An 18781-nucleotide genomic window follows, 5' to 3' on the forward strand; every position below is an offset into this window, starting at 1 on the left:
ACATGGCAGAGCGCACGCTGATATCACCGGCCCAACTCGGCCGCACCCGGGGCAAGGTCCTCTACTGGACCGCCCTCGCCGTGGTGCTCATCGGCTTCACGGTCGTCTTCCTCGGGCCCCTCTACTGGATGGTCGTCAACGGCCTCAAGAGCACCCAGGAGTTCACCCAGGTCCCGCCGACCCTGGTGCCGGACTCCCTGCACCCCGAGAACTACTCGGCGGCCTGGCGGGTCATGGACCTCGCCAAGCTGCTGTTCAACACCCTCTACTACGCCTTCGGGGCCCTGGCCTTCCAACTCGTCCTCGACGTCGCCGCCGCGTACTCGCTGTCCAAGCTCCGGCCCGTCTTCGGCAAGGTCGTGCTCGGGATGATGCTGGCGACCTTGATGATCCCGGCCACCGTCCTGGTCGTACCGCAGTACCTCACGGTCCTGGACATGCCGATCATCGAGCGGAACCTGCTCAACACGCCCTGGGTGATCTGGCTGCCCTCGGTCACGAACGCCTTCAACATCTTCCTGTTGAAACGATTCTTCGACTCCATCCCCGGCGAGATCCTCGATGCCGCCGCCATAGACGGGGCCTCCGCCCTGCGCACCCTGCGCTCCGTGGTCCTGCCGATGTCCCGGCCCGTCCTCGGCGTCGTGTCGATCTTCGCCATCGTAGGGGTCTGGAAAGACTTCCTCTGGCCCATGCTGACCCTCCCCGACCCGGCCCTGCAGACGCTCAACGTCGGCATCTACTCACTGGCCAGGGGGGTACCCGAGAACCATCTCGTCGCCGCGCTCGCGATGGCCTCGGCGCCCACGCTCATCATCTTCCTGATCTTCCAGCGCAACATCATGAGCGGCCTGACGGCAGGCTCCCTCAAGGGGTGACCACCACCCCGAACCGCCGCCCTGCCCGGCCGCCCCCTGCGAAAAGAACGCCGTGAAAGGACCCCTCCGTGGCTGACTTTCCCCTGCCCGAAAACGCCGCCGACTGGTGGCGCTCGGCCGCCATCTACCAGGTGTACGTACGGAGCTTCGCCGACGGCGACGGGGACGGCACCGGTGACCTCGCGGGCGTCCGGGCCCGGCTCCCCTATCTTTCCGAACTCGGCGTGGACGCCCTCTGGTTCACCCCCTGGTACCTCTCCCCGCTCGCCGACGGCGGCTACGACGTCGCCGACTACCGCGCCATCGACCCCGCCTTCGGCACCCTGGCCGAAGCGGAGAAGCTCATCGCCGAGGCCCGCGAGCTGGGCATCCGCACCATTGTCGACATCGTCCCGAACCACGTGTCCGACCAGCACGCCTGGTTCAAGGCCGCCCTCGCCGCCGGCCCCGGCAGCCCGGAGCGCGAGCTCTTCCACTTCCGGCCCGGCCGCGGCGAGCACGGAGAACTGCCGCCCGGCGACTGGCCCTCGCAGTTCAACGGCGCCGCCACTTGGACGCAGGTACCGGACGGGGAGTGGTACCTGCACCTGTTCACGCCGCAGCAGCCCGACCTCAACTGGGACCACCCCGCCGTACGCCGGGAGCACGAGGAAGTCCTGCGGTTCTGGTTCGAGCGCGGCGTGTCCGGCGTACGGATCGACTCCGCGGCCCTGCTCGCCAAGGACCCCGCCCTGCCCGACCTGGCCGGCCGCTCGCCCGAACCCTGGCCCGGCGAGGTCCACCCCTACATCGACCGGGACGACCTGCACACCGTCTACCGCTCCTGGCGCGCCATCGCAGACGAGTACGGGGCCATCTTCGTCGGCGAGGTCTGGCTGCCGGACTCCGAGCGCTTCGCCCGCTACCTGCGCCCCGACGAGCTGCACACCGCCTTCAACTTCTCCTTCCTCAGCTGCCCCTGGGACGCGGACCGGCTGCGCACCTCCATCGAGGAGACCCTCGCCGAGCACGCGCCCGTCGGCGCCCCGGCCACCTGGGTGCTGTGCAACCACGACGTGACCCGTACGGTCACCCGTTACGGGCGCGCCGACACCGGTTTCGACTTCGCCGCCAAGGCCTTCGGGACGCCGACCGACCCGGCGCTCGGCACCCGGCGGGCCCGCGCCGCGGCCCTGCTGACCCTCGCCCTGCCCGGAGCCGTGTACGTCTACCAGGGCGAGGAGTTGGGGCTGCCGGAAGCCGACGTACCGCGCGGCCGCATCCAGGACCCCATGCACTTCCGCTCCGGCGGCACCGACCCCGGCCGGGACGGCTGCCGGGTCCCGCTGCCCTGGAGCGCGGAGCCGTGGAACGACCCGTGGCTGCCCCAGCCCGCGGACTGGCCGGCGTACGCCGCGGACCGGCAGGCCGGCGACCCGGACTCGATGCTCACCCTCTACCGGACGGCCCTCGGGCTGCGCCGCGCCGCCTCCGGCTTCGGCGGCGGATCGCTGGAGTGGCTGCAGGCGCCGCCCGGGGTGCTGGCCTTCACCCGCCCTGACGGGCTGGTCTGCCTGGCCAACCTGTCGTCCGAGCCGGTCCCGCTGCCGGCCCACACGAGCCTCCTGCTGAGCAGTTCCGCCCTGGACGGCGGCGGGCTGCTTCCGCAGGACACGGCGGTCTGGCTGCGGACCTGACGCCGCGGCCAGACCGCCGGAACCCCCTCCGGACACCCCCGCCCGTCACGGCATCGGCTGTGGCGGGCGGGGGCCTTGGTACTGCCCGCTCGGCCGCATCCGCAGCGGGCGCTCCTGGTACTCCTCCATGGCGTGCGCGATCCAGCCGGCCGTGCGGGCCACCGCGAACACGGTCTCCCCGGCCTCCGCCGCCATCGCGCAGGACACCGTCAGCACCGCCAGCGCGAGGTCCACATTGGGGTGGAGCCCGCCGCCGTGCCGGGCCGTCACGGCGGCCACCCCGCGGGCCGCGCCGAGCGCCGGACCGGCCTGCGGCAGCCCCTCCAGCCGGGCGAACAAGGCCGTCGCCCGGGGGTCCTCGCCCTGGTACAGCCGGTGCCCGAGCCCGGGCACCCGGCGACCGGCCCGCAGGTACTCGGCCACCACCGGCGCCGCGCCGCCGCGTTCGAGGACTTCGACCAGCATCCGGTGCGCGAGCCGCCCGGCCGATCCGTGCAGGGGGCCTTCGAGCGCGCCGAGCCCGGCCGAGACCGCCGCGTACGGATGCGCGCGCGCCGACGCGGCCACCCGCACGGCCAGCGTGGAGGCGGCCAGATCGTGGTCCGTGAGCAGGGCCAGCGCCAGGTCCAGCACGGCCAGCGCATCCGGATCCGGTTCCAGGGCCGAGAGCCGGGGCCACAGCTGCCGGGCGAGCCGGCCGTCCCCGGCCCACTGGGCCGGGCCCACCTCGGGCAGGGCGCCGACCAGGGTGGGGATCAGGGAGCGCGCGGAGCCCAGTACGGATGCCTCGGACAGGTCGAAACGCAGCGGGTCCGCGACCGCCGCGGCCGCCACGGCCACGCGCAGCCGGTCGACCGGACCGCTGTGCTCCGGCAGCGAGGCGACCGCCCGCCGGGCCGCGGCGAGGGCCTCCGGAGGAGCGGTGAACCGGGCCCCGCGCAGCAGGGTCCCCGTCCACAGCCACTCGGCGACCTCCTCGTAGCGGTAGCGCGAGGCCAGCTCCACAGCGTCGACGCCCCGGAAGTAGTACCGGTCGGGCTCGATGAGCGTGAGCGCGGTGCGCACGGAGAGCTCCCCGGCGCTGCCGGAGGGCACCGCCGCTTCGCGCCGGCTGCGCAGGGCCAGGGCCTCCACTTCGCGGGCGTCGAAGCTGCTGCCGCGCCCGACCGGATCGCGACGGCTGGTGAGCTGGCCGCGGCTGACGTACGCGTACACGGTCGCGGGTTTCACGCCCAGCAGCCGGGCCGCCTCGCGGGTGCCGATCCTTCGCTCCCCGGACTCCTCGTTCATGACGTCACCCTACATAGATTGATTGAATCAATATTGACAGTGATTCACTCCATCATCGATGGTCGATCCATGGACACCATCGACGCACCCGCCGCATCGCCCGCATCCGCCGCCGTCGAAAGCCCGCGCGGCCTCGCCGGAGTCGTGGTCACCGAGACCCGGCTCGGTGACGTCCGGGGCCGCGAGGGCTTCTATCACTACCGCCAGTACTCGGCCGTCGAGCTCGCCGGGAGCCGCACCTTCGAGGACGTGTGGCACCTGATGTTCCACGGCTCCCTGCCGGCCGGAGTCGCCGAACGCGCCGCCTTCGCCGCCGAGATCGCCCCGCTGCGCAGGCTCCCCGCCGAGGTACGGGACGCCCTGCCCGCCCTGGCCCACGCCACCGCCGCCTCCGGCCCGCTCGCCGGGCTGCGCACGGCGCTCTCCCTGCTCGGCGCCTCCGCCGGCTTCCGCCCGGTCTACGACCTCACCCCCGAACGCCGGGCCGCCGACGCGATGGCCGCCTGCGCCGCCGTACCTACCCTGCTCACCGCCCTGCACCGGCTCGGCCGGGGCCTGGAGCCCGTGGAACCGCGCGAGGACCTCCCGTACGCCGCCAATTACCTGTACATGCTGACCGGGCAGGAGCCCGACCCGGTCAGGGCCCGCGCGATCGAGCAGTACCTGATCTCCACGGTCGACCACGGCTTCAACGCCTCCACCTTCACCGCCCGCGTGATCGCCTCGACGGGCGCCGACGTCGCCGCCTGCCTCACCGGGGCGATCGGCGCGCTCTCTGGCCCACTGCACGGGGGCGCCCCCAGCCGCGCCCTGGACACGCTCGACGCCATCGGCACGGCGGACCGGATCGACCCGTGGATCCGCGAACGGGTGCTCGCCGGAGACCGGATCATGGGCTTCGGACACCCCGTCTACCGCACCGAGGACCCGCGCTCGCGGATGCTGCGCGAGATCGCCCGCGGGTTCGGCGGCCCGCTCGTGGACTTCGCCGTGGAGGTCGAGCGGCACGTCGAGGCGATCCTCGCCGAGCTCAAGCCGGGCCGGGAGCTGCACGCCAACGTGGAGTTCTACGCCGGGGTGGTCATGGAGCTGTGCGGGCTGCCGCGCGAGATGTTCACGCCGACCTTCTGCGCGGCCCGCGTGGTCGGCTGGAGCGCGAACGTCCTCGAACAGGCCACCGACCCCAAGATCATCCGTCCGGCCGCCCGCTACACCGGCCCCACCCCGCCCCAGCCGGTACCCGCCCTCGGGTGACTACGATCGACCGGGTGAACAGCATCCCTGTGGTCGTCCTCGCAGGATTCCTCGGCTCCGGGAAGACGACCGTCCTCAACCACCTCCTCGGGAACCGGGGAGGCACCCGGATCGGGGTCGTCGTCAACGACTTCGGCTCCATCGAGGTCGACGCGATGTCCGTGGCCGGCCAGGTCGGAGACTCGATGGTCTCCCTCGGCGGCGGCTGCCTGTGCTGCGCGGTGGACGGCAGCGAGCTGGACGCGTACCTGGAGAAGCTCGCCGACCCCGTCCACCGCATCGACGTGATCGTCATCGAGGCGAGCGGGCTGGCGGAGCCGCAGGAGATGGTCCGGATGCTCGTCGCCAACGAGAACCCGGCCGTCCGCTACGGCGGCATGGTGCAGATCGTCGACGCCGCCGAGTTCGGCGCGACCCGGGCCCGGCACCCCGAGACCGACCGGCACCTGGCGGTCGCGGACCTGGTGGTGCTCAACAAGACCGACCGCGTCGACGCCGCGGCACGGGCCGGGATCGAGGACGAGCTCGCCGCGCTGTGCGCTCCCGGGATCCCGATCGTCGGAGCCGACCACGGGCGGATCGACCCGGAGCTGCTCTTCGACCGCCGCCCGTGGACCGAGACGCGCGGACAGCTGTCCTTCGAGGACCTGCTGGCCCAGACGCACGACCGCGATGATCACGCGGGCCACGTGCACACGGAGTACGAGAGCACCGAGTTCGTGTCCGAGCAGGCGCTGAGCCCGCGCCGGTTCATCGACTTCCTCGACCGCCGACCGGCCGGCCTGTACCGGATCAAGGGCTACGTGTACTTCGGCGTGCCCGGCCACGAGGAGCGCTACGAGGTCCACGCGGTCGGCCGCTTCCTGCGCTTCACCCCGCAGCCCTGGGGGCGGGGCGAACCGCGCCTGACGCAGCTCGTCCTGATCGGCTCGGGCACCGACGGCCCCGCGCTGCTCCGCGAGCTGGAGGCCTGCCGCGAAGCGGAACCGCGGCACGCCCGGCCGGAGAGCATGTGGGGCGTCCTGCGCTACGTGCACCGCCCGGCGGGGCCGGACCCGGATCCGGAGGCCGCCGACCTCGACCCTGATGCGGATTCCGACCCCGAGTACTCCTGAGGGACCCGCCGCGGGCTCAGGCGACCTCGATGCCGAAGTCGCCGAGCAGGGGCTCCAGGCCGCCCGAGTACCCCTTGCCGCCGAGGATGAAGTCCCAGTCGCCGGCGGCCCGGCGCCGGAAGGAGCCCAGCACCAGGGCGGTTTCGCCGGCGCGGCCGTCCGAGACCTCCAACTGGCCCAGTACCTCGCCATCCTGCCCCAGCAGCCGGATCCGGGCGTCGGTGAAGCCCGCCAGGTCGGCGTGCGGATCTACCTCCGGGTCGATGGCGGCCACGAGGACCAGCCGGTCCGCGGCCTGCGGCAGAGAGTCGAAGGCGACCAGCAGCGCGGCCTTGTCGGGCGCCGCGTGCGCGTGCGTCCGTACCGAACCGTCCGGGGTGCGGGGGTTGTTGAAGAACACGAAGTGTTCCTCGCTCAGCACCCGGCTGCCCTCGCAGACCAGCGCGCACACGTCCAGCGCCACCGACCCCGTCCAGGACATGCCGAGCACGTTGTGATCGGCGGGGGGCGGCTCTTCCGCCGTCCGCGGGGCCGGCACCGGGGCCGGGGCCGCGTTGGGCGCGCCCCCGCCGAGGCGTCCGCGCAACCCGTGCCGGTGCAGCAGGTCCACCAGTTCGGCACCGGGAACCAACTCCAGGGGCTTGCCGTTGGCGAAGGTGTACGACCCGGGCCCGAAGGTCGCCGTGGTGACCAGCACCCCCTTGTTCGCCCCCCGGTCCTGGACCGTGCCGTACAGGTCCCGCACGGCCGTCGGCGGGACCGTGTTCCGGTAGCGCTTGACCTGCACCACGATCCGCCCGCCCCGGATCGGGGTCGGGTCCAGCGCTTCGACGTCCACGCCGCCGTCACCCGAGCGCTGCGTGGTCACCGCCTCCATGCCCATCGCCCGGAAGAGTTCGGCCACCAGGTTCTCGAAGGCGATGGGATCCATCGCGAAGAGGTCCGGCTCCTCCTCGCCGCTGTCCGCGTGCCCGCCGTGGCCGATGACCGTGCCGACCTCGTCGGGGCGACGCCCGGGACGCACCGTGGTCAGTTGGTCCGGCTTCGCCGAGAGCTGCCCGCGCAAGCCCTCCACGAGGCAGTCCACCGCGCTGACCTGCTCCAGGCGCAGTCCCCCGAACGGGGTGCGCGCCACGGTCACCGTGGCGAGGACGAACTGAGCTTCCTGTCCCGTCACGGGATCGGGGCGGTCCACGAAGCCGTTCACCAGGACCGAATCCAGCACTCCGAACTCGTCGGCCGCGTACAGCTCGCGCAGCACCAAGAGCACGCACTGCGCCAGGAGGTCCCGGTACAGCGCCCGCCGCTCCGTCACCGGGCGGGGTTTCACCCTGTACTGGCCCGTGCTCGGCAGGTACTGGACCGACCTGGCCTCCGGCACCACCTCGTACCCGGGCAGCTCCCAGTCCAGCACGAGCTGACGCGCAACCGGGTCGTAGGCGGCCGCCACCTGCCTCGGCAGCGTCTCGGGCCAGGCCGTCGAGACGTACAGGGCGGCCGAGAAGTACTCCACCACCGCCTCGGGGTCGCCGGCGCGCAGTGCGGCGGTCAGCTCGGCGAGCCCTCCGTTGTGCGCCCGGATCCCGGCGAGCTGCTCCGCCGCCCAGACGTCGTACTGCTGCCGGTACGCGGCCAGTTGGTGCTGGCGCTGCGTCTCGGCTGCCTGCGCGGCCTGCCAGGCGGCTGCGTACCGCGCGTGCGCGTCGCGCTCCGCTTGCGCCCGCTGGCCCGAGCCGAGGGTCCAGCCGCTGCTCTGGTGCTGGAACTGCTCGATGAGCGGCAGCGCCACCGGGTGCGCGAGGTCTCCCGGGGCGAACGGTTCCAACTGCTCCGGCCGGACCATGGCCGCCGTTCGGAAGGCCGGTGCCCCGCATCCCGTGACCAACAGGACTTGGAGGGCCTCGACCTCGGCGTCGAGCTGGGCGGAACGCCGTCGCGCCTCGGCGTCGTGGTGCTGCCGGTCGGCTGCCTGCTGCTGCCGTTGGCCCCGGACCCCACCGCCTCCGTGGGGCCGCTGGAGGTGTTCCGCCTCGCGTTGGCGGACCAGCTGCATCTGCTGCGTCCGGCGCTGGGCTTCGGCCCAGTCCCTGATCGATCCGTCCGACCGACGACTCATCAGTTCTGTGTCTCCCCGCCCCACCGACAGTGCCAAGAGAGAAAACACTAGTCGCCATTCGGGTGGTACGTCCCCCGGACGTACCACCCGAATGAGCTGGAACCTCCTACAGCGCGGCTCCCGCCAGCGCCGCGACCACGGCGGGCAGCGCCGTGCCCGAGCCGTCCCGGCGCGGGTCGGCGGCGGGCAGCGCGGCCGGGGTGCCGTTCGCCGCCGACGCGCGGACCGGCGAACCGCCCGCCCAGGCCAGGAGCAGCACGTCCTCGCCCTTCAGGAAGCGCTGGCAGCGGACGCCGCCGGTGGCGCGGCCCTTGCGCGGGTACTGGTCGAACGGGGTCAGCTTCCCGGACTGCATCGAGTCGTCCAGGGTCCCGTGCGAGCCCGCCACCGTGAACACCACGGCGTCGCGCGCGGGGTCCACGGCCGAGAAGTGGATCACCTTGGTGTTGTCGGCGAGCTTGATGCCCGCCATGCCGCCCGCCGGGCGGCCCTGCGGGCGCACCTGGCCCGCCGGGTAGCGCAGCAGCTGGGCGTCGTCCGTGATGAAGACCAGGTCCTCCTCGCCGGTGCGCAGCTCGACCGCGCCGATGATCCGGTCGCCGTCCTTGAGCGTGATGACCTCGAGCTCGTCCTTGTTGGCCGGGTAGTCCGGCACGACGCGCTTGACCACGCCCTGCTCGGTGCCGATCGCGAGGCCCTGCCCGGACTCGTCCAGCGAGGTCAGGCACACGACCTTCTCGTCCGCCTCCAGCCCGGAGAGGAACTCCGAGACCGGGGCGCCGCCCGCCAGGTTCGGCGCGGCATGGGTGTCCGGCAGCTGCGGCAGGTCGATGACCGGCAGCCGCAGGAGCCGTCCGTACGACGTGACCACGCCGATGTCGGCCCGGGCCGTCGCGGCGACCTGCGAGACGATCAGGTCGTGCTTGGCGCGGGCGCCGCCCTCCTCCTCGGGGAGCGGGTCGGCGTTCGCGGTGCGGGCGAGCAGGCCGGTGGAGGACAGCAGCACCCGGCACGGGGTGTCCTCGACCTCCAGCGGGACCGCCGCGACGGCCGTGCCCGCAGACTCCAGCAGCACCGTACGGCGCTCCGTGCCGAACTTCTTCGAGACCGCGGCCAGTTCCGCGGAGACCAGCTTGCGCAGCTCGGCATCGGAGTCGAGGATCCCGGACAGCTCGTCGATCTCGCCGGCCAGCCGGTCGCGCTCGGACTCCAGCTCGATCCGGTCGAAGCGGGTGAGGCGGCGCAGCGGCGTGTCCAGGATGTACTGGGTCTGGATCTCGCTCAGCGAGAAGCGCTCCATCAGGCGCTCCTTGGCCTGCGCGGAGTTGTCGCTGTCCCGGATGATCCGGATGACCTCGTCGATGTCGAGCAGGGCCACCAGCAGGCCCTCGACCAGGTGCAGGCGGTCGCGCCGCTTGCCGCGGCGGAACTCGCTGCGCCGGCGCACGACCTCGAAGCGGTGGTCGAGGTAGACCTCCAGCAGCTCCTTGAGGCCCAGCGTCAGCGGCTGCCCATCAACCAGCGCGACGTTGTTGATGCCGAAGGTCTCCTCCATCGGCGTCAGCTTGTACAGCTGCTCCAGCACGGCCTCCGGGTGGAAACCGTTCTTGATCTCGATGACCAGGCGCAGGCCGTGCGAGCGGTCGGTGAGGTCCTTGACGTCCGCGATGCCCTGGAGCTTCTTCGAGCCGACCAGGTCCTTGATCTTCGCGATGACCTTCTCGGGGCCGACCGTGAAGGGCAGTTCGGTGACGACCAGGCCCTTGCGGCGCGGGGTCACGTCCTCCAGGGCCACCGTGGCGCGGATCTTGAAGGTGCCGCGCCCGTTCTCGTAGGCGTCCTTGATGCCCGCGAGGCCCACGATCCGGCCGCCGGTGGGCAGGTCGGGACCCGGCACGAAGCGCATGAGCGCCTCCAGGTCCGCCTCCGGATAGCGGATCAGGTGGCGGGCCGCCGCGATGACCTCGCCCAGGTTGTGCGGGGCCATGTTGGTGGCCATGCCCACCGCGATCCCGGATGCGCCGTTGACCAGCAGGTTCGGGTACGCGGCCGGCAGGACGACCGGCTCCCGCTCCTGCCCGTCGTAGTTCGCGGCGAAGTCGACGGTGTTCTCGTCGATCCCGTCCGTCATCATCGACGCGGCGTCGGCCATCTTGGACTCGGTGTAACGCATCGCGGCCGGCGGGTCGTCGTTGCCGAGCGAGCCGAAGTTGCCGTGGCCGTCGACCAGCGGGAGCCGCATGGAGAAGGGCTGCGCCATGCGCACGAGGGCGTCGTAGATCGACGCGTCGCCGTGCGGGTGCAGCTTGCCCATCACCTCGCCGACGACGCGGGCGCACTTGACGTAGCCGCGGTCGGGGCGCAGGCCCATCTCGTTCATCTGGTAGACGATGCGCCGGTGCACCGGCTTCATGCCGTCGCGGGCGTCGGGCAGGGCGCGGGAGTAGATCACCGAGTACGCGTACTCGAGGAAGGAGCCCTGCATTTCGTCGACGACGTCGATGTCGAGGATCTTCTCCTCGAAATCCTCCGGCGGCGGCGGGGTCTTCGTGCTGCGGCGGGCCATCGCTGCGCGGCTCCTTAACCAAGAATCGGGATGAGCTGAGCTCTCACGGGGTGGGGCGGGCTGTCTCGTATACCCATCTGACCCTTGCGACGAACTCCCCTGTGTAGGGCGTGGGCGAACCCGCGCTGGTGCCAGACCAGGCCGCCGGCCGGGGCCGGGGCCGGGGCCGGGCCGGCCCCGTCGGTCCCGGCGCCCTCGACCGCGGTGACCCGGCCGATCAGGATGGTGTGGTCGCCCGCGTCGACGGCCTCGTGGTGCTCGCACACCAGGCGCAGGGCAACGTCGGCCAGTTCCGGGGCCCGTGCGGAGCCGGCCAGCGGCACCCCGTCGAAGCGCCGGTCCGGGCGGCCCGCGAACTTCATGGCCAGCGCCTCGTCGCCGGGGCCCAGCAGGTTCACGCAGAACGCGTCGGCACCGGCCAGCGCGTCGTGGCTGGAGGACCCCTTGTCCAGGCAGACCAGGAACAGCGGCGGGTCCAGGGAGAGCGAGGAGACGGCGCTCGCGGTCAGCCCGCGCGCCGTTCCGAAGCCGTCGTAGCAGGTCACGACGGTCACGGGGGCGGCCAGCGCGGCCATGGCCGCGCGGAACTCCTCCGCGCGGACACCGGCGCGCTCCAGTACGGCGGCGCTCATCGGCCGGCCTCCCGGTCCAGCGCGGCCGGTGCGGGCAGCACGGCCGGCGAGGGCGCGAGCCAGCGGCCGGCGGGGGTGCCCGCGAAGCCCTCGCGGACGTTCCAGACCCGCTCGCCGCCCTTGACCACGTCGGTGAAGCGGCCCCGGAACAGCCAGCCCTCGTACGCGGACCAGCCGCACTTGGCCTGGATGTCGTCCCGAGTGGGCTGCCAGCGCTCCGCCGGGTCGAGGATGGCGAGGTCGGCGTCGGCGCCCGGCACGAGCCGGCCCTTGCCGGGCAGCCGGAACAGGTCGGCGGGGCCGGAGCCCATCAGGCGGGCCAGGTGCGAGGCCGCCTCGTCGGGGGCGACGCGGCGCTGCATCATGCCGGTCCAGGAGGCGACGGCGAGCTCCTGCACACCGGGCAGGCCGGGCGGTGCGTCCGCGGGGACCTTGTTCTTCTCCTCGATGGTGTGCGGCGCGTGGTCGCTGCCGAGGCTCGCGGCCTCGCCGGTCAGCGCCGCGCGCCACAGCCGGTCCTGGTCGCCCAGGCCCCGGATGGCGGGCGAGAGGCGGGTGCGCGGGCCGCGCCGGCAGGTGTCGGCGTCGGTGAACGACAGGTGGTGGCCGGTGACTTCGAAGGTCAGCGGCAGCCCCTCCTGGGCGGCGGCGACCAGCATGTCCGCCTCCTCCGCCGTCGAGGCGTGCAGGACGTGGGCGCGGGTGCCGTAGGTGCGGACCAGCTGGATCACCTTGGCGCAGGCGACGATGGCGCCCGAGCGCGGCCGGTGCGGCTCGTACTCGTCGTAGGAGCCCGGATCGCCCCGCCACGTGTCGAGCAGGTCGAAGATGTGCTGGTCCTCCGCGTGCAGCACCAGCTGTACGTTGCCGCGCGCGGCGGCCTCGAAGGCGGCCTCCAGGGCCCGCCAGTCGCGGAAGACCACCGGGGCGGTGTGGTGCCCGGCCATGAACACCTTTGCGGAGGTGGCGACTTCGGGATCGAGGGTGGCCAGTACCTCCGGGTGCTCGGGGTCCGCGCCGATGTGGAAGCGGTAGTCCACCCACGAACGCCCTTCGATGAGCGCGGCCTTGGCGTGCAGGTCGGCCTCGTTCAGTGACGGTGGCCGGGTGTTGGGCATGTCGACGACGGTGGTGACGCCGCCGGCGATGGCCGCCCGGCCCGCGTGGGCCCAGTCCTCCTTGTACTCCAGGCCCGGGGTGCGGAAGTGGACGTGGCTGTCGATGAGGCCGGGCAGGACGTAGCGTCCCGACGCGTCGATCCGGGGGCCCTCGGGCAGTTCCTCGTCCGGGCCGAGCAGGGCGTCGATGTGCCCGTTGCGGATGACGACGGAGCCGTTCCGGACGCCCTCGGGGGTGACCAGGCGGCCGCCTTCGACGATGAGGTCGGCGGTGGCGGTACGGCCGCTCAGGCGGCCGGCGGGGTTCAGCGGTTCCACGAGATGCTCACCAGTTCCCTGCAGAGGTCGTTGGTCGGGCCCATGAGGGCGACGGCACGGGCGTCACGGCCGTACCGGTTGAGCGGGTGGCCTTCGACGTAGCCGGCCGAGCTGAGGATCTGCTCCACCTCGGAGACGACCCGGTCGGCGGCGGAGGAGGCGAACAGCTTGGAGTGCAGCGTGGCCATGCCCGGATCGGCCGCGTCGCGCCGGCCCGCCCGCTCCACGACCGCGCGGGCCGCCTCGACCTGTGTGGTGAGGTCGACCAGCCGGTAGCGCACGGACTGGTGGACGTGCAGGCCGCGCTTGCGCGCGTGCTCGTGGGCGCAGTCCAGGGCTGCCTGGGCCAGGCCCACCGCGACCGCGCCGAGCGTGGCGCCGCTCTCGCGCACCCGGGCGATGACGGAGGCCGCCACGCCCTCGGCGCCGAGCCGGTCCGTGTCGGTGAGGCGGCAGTCGCGCAGGTCGACGAAGCCGGTGGCGGAGCCGCGCATGCCGGCCAGCCGCATCGAGGTGTCCGGGATCAGGCCCGGGTTGTCCCCGCGGACCAGGAAGAAGGTCTGCCCGGCGGCTCCGTAGCCCGTGTCGCTCCCGGCCGCCGGCTCGTCCGTGCCGGTCTGGGCGAGGACGAGGTAGACGTCGGCGAGCCCGGCGCTGGTCGTGAACGCCTTGGCGCCGTCCAGCACCCAGCCGCCCGCGTCGGTCCGGCGGCCGCGCGTGGCCAGGTTCTTCTTGTTGGCGCCCGCGCCCGTCTCGCTCCACGCGGAGGCGGCGAGCCACTCGCCGGAGGCCAGCTTGGGCAGCAGCTCGCGGTGCTGCGCCGGAGTTCCCTGCTCGACGATCCGGCTGCTGACCGCGAAGTGCTGGAAGAGCATGATCGAGGCGGAGCCGTTGACGGCGGCCACCTGCTCGACGCAGCGGTTCAGGTCCACCGGGCCGGCGCCCGCGCCGCCGAACTCGCGCGGGACGGCGAGGCCGAGCAGCCGGCTCTCGCGCAGTACGGCGACGGCGTCCCGGTCGGGTTCGCCCGTACGGTCCGCGGCCACGGCGCACCGCTCCAGGGCGGCCCGCACCTCGGGGTCGAGCGCGGCGACGGAGAACCGCACGTCCGCGCCCGCGGTGTTCAGACTGACAGTGACAGACATGCGAGCTCCTTGGCGGACGCGGACGCGGACGCGGACGCGGACGTGGAGGTGGGCGTGGACGTGGACGCGGACGTGTTCCCGGACGGGTGGTTGAAGCGGCCGGCGGGCAGGCCCGCCCAGCCCTGGTAGTCGACCTGCTTGCCGGCCACCGAGACCCAGGCCAGGCGCGGACCGGTGTCCGTCAGCACGGACGAGGCCGAGACCTGCAGTTCGCCGCCCGGGGTGACGAGCCGGACCAGCCCGTCCCGGTGGCCGCCGGCCCGGGCCAGCGACCAGGGGACGGTCCCCTCGATCCCGACGGCGGTGCCCAGGCAGATGGCGCCGGTCAGCGCGAGCGTCGGGTGCCAGGACGGCACCGACACCGCGCGGACCGCCAGCGCGCCGCCCGGTTCGGGCAGCACCGCGGCGATCTTCGGGAAGGCCCCGGAGGCGTCCCAGCCCTGCTGCTCGCAGACCGCGAGCCGGATCCGGCCGAACTGCGCGAAGAGCTCGTCACCGGCGGCGAACAGCTCCTGGCGGCTGGTCACGCCCAGGTGCCCGGCCGGTACGAAGACGTACGGATTGCCCATCGAGACGAGCGAGACGGGGATGACCGTACGGTCCACGCGGACCTCGGTGACGGGGTCGCCCGTGATCAGCAGCTCGCGCACCGGCTTGGTGGGCGTGCACAGGAAGTGCGCGGTGAAGCGGGTCCCGCCGTCGGCGGCCTCCTCCACCTCGCACACCACGTTGTCGCCGTTGTTCAGGACGTTCACCCGCACCCGGGCCCCGGCGACCAGCGGCGGGATCATCCCCGACCGGGCGGCCGCCTCGACGGCCGCCAGGATCGAGTGGCCGCAGGACCCGCGCAGGTCGAAGGAGGACGGGGAGCGCGGCAGCGACTGCACGAAGCGGTAGTCGAGGTCGAAGAGCGGGTGCGGGGACGGCCGGACGATCGCGTTCTTCAGCACGTGCCCGGCGCCCCCCGCGCCCAGGTCGGCGCGGATCGCGGCCAGCCGCTCCAGCAGCTCGTCGGTCTCCTCGGGCAGCCCCCGGCCGTCCAGGACCAGGGTGGGGCAGGGCGCGCCGTGCGCGTTGGCGAAGTAGCCGCTCACTGCGCCCCCCGCGGGGCCGCGGCCGCGGCCGCGTTCGGGGCGGTCGGGCCGAAGAACTGGGAGCGCCACATCTGGTGGGACATCAGCGCCCACAGCGCCAGGGAGGCGCCGTCGGACGGACGGGCCGCCTGCTCCTCGAAGAGGCCGGAGACGACCTCGGGGCGGATCCGGCCGTCGGCGCGCAGCGCGGACTCGGACAGCGCGTCGCGGGCCACGTCCCACAGGGCCTGCCCGGGGCGGAGCATCGCGTTGATGGGCAGGGTGAACGGCTGCTTGGGGCGGTTCAGGACGCTGTCCGGGACCAGCCCGCGGGCGGCGGCGTACAGGGCGCGCTTGACGCCGCCCGCCGAGGAGGTGTCGATCTTCTGGGCGTCGGTGAGGGTGGTGGCGAAGCGCACCACGTCCGGCTGGCAGAAGGGCAGCCGGGCCTCGACCGAGCTGGCCATCGACAGGTGGTCCACGCGGCGCAGGTGGTACGAGGGCAGGCGGTACTCCTGCTCGATGGCGCAGATCCGGCGCATCCGGGTGCCCGCGCCGTTCTCCAGGGTCTCGGTCAGGCCGGCGGGCAGGGCCGGACCGTGGGCCCGTACGGCCGCCGTGTACTCGTCCGTGTAGAGGCGCTCGCGCAGGGCGCGCGGGACCGCGGAGAGGTGGTCGAGGTAGTCCTGGACCCAGCCGAGCCCGCCGGGGGCGGCCATCGCCTGCGTCATGCGGGCGTAGCCGCCGAAGAGCTCGTCGGCCGCGTCGCCGGTGAGGGCCACCTTGAAGCCCGCGTCGCGCACCGCGCGGAACAGCGAGAACGTGGACAGGGTGATCGGGTCGGCGTTCGGCTGGCCCAGGTGCCACACCACGTCCGCGAGCAGGTCGGGGAAGGTGGCGGGATCGACCTCCACCTGGTGGTGGACGGTGCCGGCCCGGCCCGCGACCTCGGCCGCGAAGGCCCGCTCGTCACCGGGCCAGTCGCCGGTGTAGGCGATGTTGAAGGTGTGCAGGTCGGCCGCGGAGCGGGCCGCGAGCACCGTGACGAGGCTGGAGTCGAGACCGCCGGAGGTGATGGCGGCGACCGGCGCGTCGGCGATGAGCAGCCGCGAGACCTCCCTCGACAGCAGCTCGCGGAGCTCCTCGCCGGCCTGGTGCAGGCTGCGCGAGGGGTCCGCGACGGCCTCGGTGTGGCCGAGCGGGCGGGTGGTGATCCGCAGCCCGCCGCGCCGGCCGACCACGGCGGTGGCCGCGGGCGGCAGGACCCGGATGCCGCGGAACATCGTCCGGTCGCCGAACGGGGTCTTGGAGACGAGGTAGGCGTCGAGCCCGAACTCGTCCTCCTCGGCCGTGACGTCGGCGAAGCCGAGCAGCGCCGGGATCTCCGAGGCGAAGCGGAACTGCCCGCCCCGCTCGTCCCAGGCGTAGTAGAGCGGCTTCATGCCCGAGCCGTCGGTGGCGACGACCAGCTTGGGCTCCTCGCGCAGGTCCATCACGGCGACGGAGTACATGCCGTCGAGCTGCTCGGCGAAGCGCTCGCCGTACTCGAGGTACAGGGCGGGCAGCACGGAGCCGTCGCAGCGGTCCGGGATGAGGTGGCCGCGCGCCTCCAGGCGGGCGGCCAGCTCGCGGTGGTTGTACAGCTCGCCGTTGAAGACGACCGTGACGGCGCCCAGCCGGTACGGCTGCCCGCCCCCCTCGGGGTCGATGATCGAGAGCCGGTTGTTGCCGAGCGCCCAGTCGGCGCGGCCGGTGTAGGTCTGGGCGTCGGGGCCGCCGTGGCGCAGCAGGGCGGCGACGGTGCGCAGTTCCTGGTCGCTCGTACCGGCATTGAAGGATCCGTAGATGCGGCACATGTCGGTCAGACCACCTGGGAGGAGACGCCGGCTGCGGCGTAGAGGGCAGGGTCGAAGGGGGCCGGGCCGCCGCAGGTCACGAAGCGGCGGGCGTCCGGGCCCGTGTGGGGGTTGCGGGCGCCGTGCAGCACGCCCGGGGCCGCGAACAGCACGTCGCCGGCCTCGACGTCGATCCAGCGGTCGACGAGGTACATCTGGCCGATGCCCTCGAAGGCGATGAACGCCTCGTCGCTGTGGGTGTGCAGGTGCACGTTGAAGGTCTCGCCGGGCTGCTGGATCCCGCAGTGCAGGCACAGCTGGGCACTGCCGGCGCCGGGCCAGAAGACGAAGTTCATGGTGGCGCGCGGGGCCGCTTCCGGGTCGACCTCGCCGGTGCCCGCGAAGCCGCGCAGCTGGGTCTCGTCGTCCCACAGCGTGGAGAACACCTTCGGGTCGGTGCCCGGCGTGCGGCCCTCGGCCAGCGGGGTGCGCCACACGTACGCGGTCATGCCCTCCGGGCCGGCGCTCAGCGCCAGCTCCCGGCCGGTCGGCGCGTAGGCGGCGGAGGAGCGGTGCGCCTCGCGGCTCTCGGCGCCGACGGCGAGGCTGCCGGAGCCCGCGTAGACCACCACGGTGTTCTCCTCGGCCGCGCTGGCCTCCGGGCTCCACACGGCGCCCGGGGCGACCCGTACGACGTGCAGGGTCACGCAGGGCGCGCCCGCGGCCGGGCTCACCGGGGTGGCGACCTCGGTCCCGGAACCGTCGGGAACGGGCTCGAACTCGAATTCGTGGGAGGTGATGATCCGGGCACTGCCGAGGTGGCTGAAAGTCTTCATTGGGGGCTCCGTCTGTACGCACTCCTGCTGGCCCGTGAAGCTTCCGTTTCGGGGTTCCCGATCACCTCCCGGAGCGGTACCGCCCGATCCGGGAACCCTTTACGCTCTTTCTCAGCGGGGCCTCTACCTGGGGTTTTGCGAGTACGACAGGTGGGGAACATGGCGGATCGGTCCGATACCAGGGTGAGGTTCAACGTCCTTGGCTCGCTGGAGGGTTGGTCCGGCGGGAACAGGCTGAGACTCGGCGGTCCCATCCAGGAACGGGTGCTCGTCACTTTGCTTCTGGAACCGGGTCGTGTCGTGCCCGTCACCCGCCTGGTGGAAGCCGCCTGGGAGGACGAACCGCCCGCAACCGCCTCACACCAGATCCGCAAGGCCGTCGCCGACCTCCGCCAGCGGATCCCGGGCGGAAGCGACCTGATCGCCACCGACGGACCCGGCTACCGGGCCGTCCTCGAAGACGGGCAGCTCGACCTCTCCGCGTTCCTGCTGCACACCCAGCGGGCCCGCGAGGCACTGGCCGGCGGCCGCGCGGCGGACGCCGAGGCCGAGCTGCGCGCCGCACTGGCGCTGTGGCGGGGTCCCGTACTGTCCGGCGCCGGCGGCCCCGTCGTCGAATCCGCCTCCACCGCCCTGGAGGAGCGCCGGCTGACCGCCGCCGAACAGCTCTTCCAGCTCCGCCTGGAACACGGCGAGAGCTCCGAGCTCGTCGGCGACCTGCGCGAGCTCGTCGCCGCCCATCCGCTGCGCGAGAACCTGCGCGGCCACCTGATGCTGGCCCTGTACCGCTCGGGCCGGCAGGCCGAGGCCCTGGAGGAGTTCGGCCGGGTGCGCGAGCTCCTCGTCGAGGAGCTCGGCGTCGATCCCGGCCCGCGGCTCGGCCGGCTCCACGAGGACATCCTGCGCGACAGCCCGGAACTCGCCGCGCC

The 18781-nt window shown here is 73.1% G+C and carries 13 protein-coding genes and 1 pseudogene; 5 read left to right on the forward strand and 9 right to left on the reverse strand.

What is annotated here, in order from left to right; genetic code table 11:
• Window positions 1–2: 2 nt before the first annotated feature.
• Together DRB89_RS16005 and DRB89_RS16010 are read left to right on the forward strand one after the other, a co-directional pair.
• The gene (locus DRB89_RS16005) at window positions 3–878 is read left to right on the forward strand and encodes a carbohydrate ABC transporter permease (RefSeq protein ID WP_112449112.1); all 876 of its coding nucleotides are present in this window, start codon (window positions 3–5) and stop codon (window positions 876–878) included.
• Between the two features lie 68 nt (window positions 879–946).
• Window positions 947–2554, forward strand: coding sequence for an alpha-amylase family glycosyl hydrolase (locus DRB89_RS16010; RefSeq protein ID WP_239516172.1), 1608 nt, complete (start codon window positions 947–949; stop codon window positions 2552–2554).
• Window positions 2555–2599: 45 nt separating this feature from the next.
• Here DRB89_RS16010 and DRB89_RS16015 read toward each other — a convergent pair whose 3' ends face one another.
• Entirely contained in the window at window positions 2600–3844 is a 1245-nt protein-coding gene (locus tag DRB89_RS16015; protein ID WP_112449113.1) for a citrate synthase, read from the reverse strand.
• A 69-nt stretch (window positions 3845–3913) separates the two neighbouring features.
• Here DRB89_RS16015 and DRB89_RS16020 point away from each other — a divergent pair, with 69 nt between their 5' ends.
• Together DRB89_RS16020 and DRB89_RS16025 are read left to right on the forward strand one after the other, a co-directional pair.
• Window positions 3914–5098, forward strand: coding sequence for a citrate synthase/methylcitrate synthase (locus tag DRB89_RS16020; protein ID WP_112463310.1), 1185 nt, complete (start codon window positions 3914–3916; stop codon window positions 5096–5098).
• A gap of 14 nt (window positions 5099–5112) precedes the next feature.
• Window positions 5113–6213 (forward strand): GTP-binding protein, encoded by a 1101-nt coding sequence (locus tag DRB89_RS16025; protein ID WP_112454218.1) that lies wholly within the window; start codon window positions 5113–5115, stop codon window positions 6211–6213.
• A 16-nt stretch (window positions 6214–6229) separates the two neighbouring features.
• Here the strand turns inward: DRB89_RS16025 and DRB89_RS16030 are convergent, their stop codons facing one another.
• The 8 genes from DRB89_RS16030 to DRB89_RS16065 form a co-directional block, all read right to left on the reverse strand.
• A complete protein-coding gene (locus DRB89_RS16030) occupies window positions 6230–8329 on the reverse strand; it encodes a restriction endonuclease (RefSeq protein WP_112452386.1) in 2100 nt (699 codons plus the stop codon).
• Window positions 8330–8435: 106 nt separating this feature from the next.
• Entirely contained in the window at window positions 8436–10895 is a 2460-nt protein-coding gene (locus DRB89_RS16035) for a DNA topoisomerase IV subunit A (RefSeq protein ID WP_112452385.1), read from the reverse strand.
• Between the two features lie 14 nt (window positions 10896–10909).
• Window positions 10910–11527, reverse strand: a complete 618-nt coding sequence (locus DRB89_RS16040; protein ID WP_239516173.1) for a flavin reductase family protein — start codon at window positions 11525–11527, stop codon at window positions 10910–10912.
• Window positions 11524–12963, reverse strand: coding sequence for a dihydroorotase family protein (locus DRB89_RS16045; RefSeq protein ID WP_112447398.1), 1440 nt, complete (start codon window positions 12961–12963; stop codon window positions 11524–11526). The genes DRB89_RS16040 and DRB89_RS16045 overlap by 4 nt, the downstream gene beginning before the upstream one ends.
• Window positions 12951–14108 carry an acyl-CoA dehydrogenase family protein gene (locus DRB89_RS16050; protein ID WP_112447400.1) on the reverse strand — a complete coding sequence of 386 codons (1158 nt, stop codon included), beginning with the start codon at window positions 14106–14108 and terminating at the stop codon, window positions 12951–12953. The genes DRB89_RS16045 and DRB89_RS16050 overlap by 13 nt, the downstream gene beginning before the upstream one ends.
• Window positions 14087–15202 carry a PrpF domain-containing protein gene (locus DRB89_RS16055; protein ID WP_112447402.1) on the reverse strand — a complete coding sequence of 372 codons (1116 nt, stop codon included), beginning with the start codon at window positions 15200–15202 and terminating at the stop codon, window positions 14087–14089. The genes DRB89_RS16050 and DRB89_RS16055 overlap by 22 nt, the downstream gene beginning before the upstream one ends.
• Window positions 15199–17037 (reverse strand): asparagine synthase (glutamine-hydrolyzing), encoded by a 1839-nt coding sequence (gene asnB / locus DRB89_RS16060; protein WP_112447404.1) that lies wholly within the window; start codon window positions 17035–17037, stop codon window positions 15199–15201. Before asnB ends, DRB89_RS16055 begins: the two co-directional genes overlap by 4 nt.
• A 5-nt stretch (window positions 17038–17042) precedes the next feature.
• A complete protein-coding gene (locus tag DRB89_RS16065) occupies window positions 17043–17852 on the reverse strand; it encodes a cupin domain-containing protein (protein WP_112447406.1) in 810 nt (269 codons plus the stop codon).
• 159 nt (window positions 17853–18011) lie between these two features.
• On the opposite strand from DRB89_RS16065, the pseudogene DRB89_RS44550 reads away from it, so the two are divergent.
• Window positions 18012–18695, forward strand: a pseudogene (locus DRB89_RS44550) (BTAD domain-containing putative transcriptional regulator); the annotation flags it as partial.
• Between the last annotated feature and the right edge of the window lie 86 nt (window positions 18696–18781).

The sequence above is a fragment of the Streptomyces sp. ICC4 genome (genome assembly GCF_003287915.1).
GTDB classification, from domain to species: Bacteria; Actinomycetota; Actinomycetes; order Streptomycetales; family Streptomycetaceae; genus Streptomyces; species Streptomyces tritrimontium.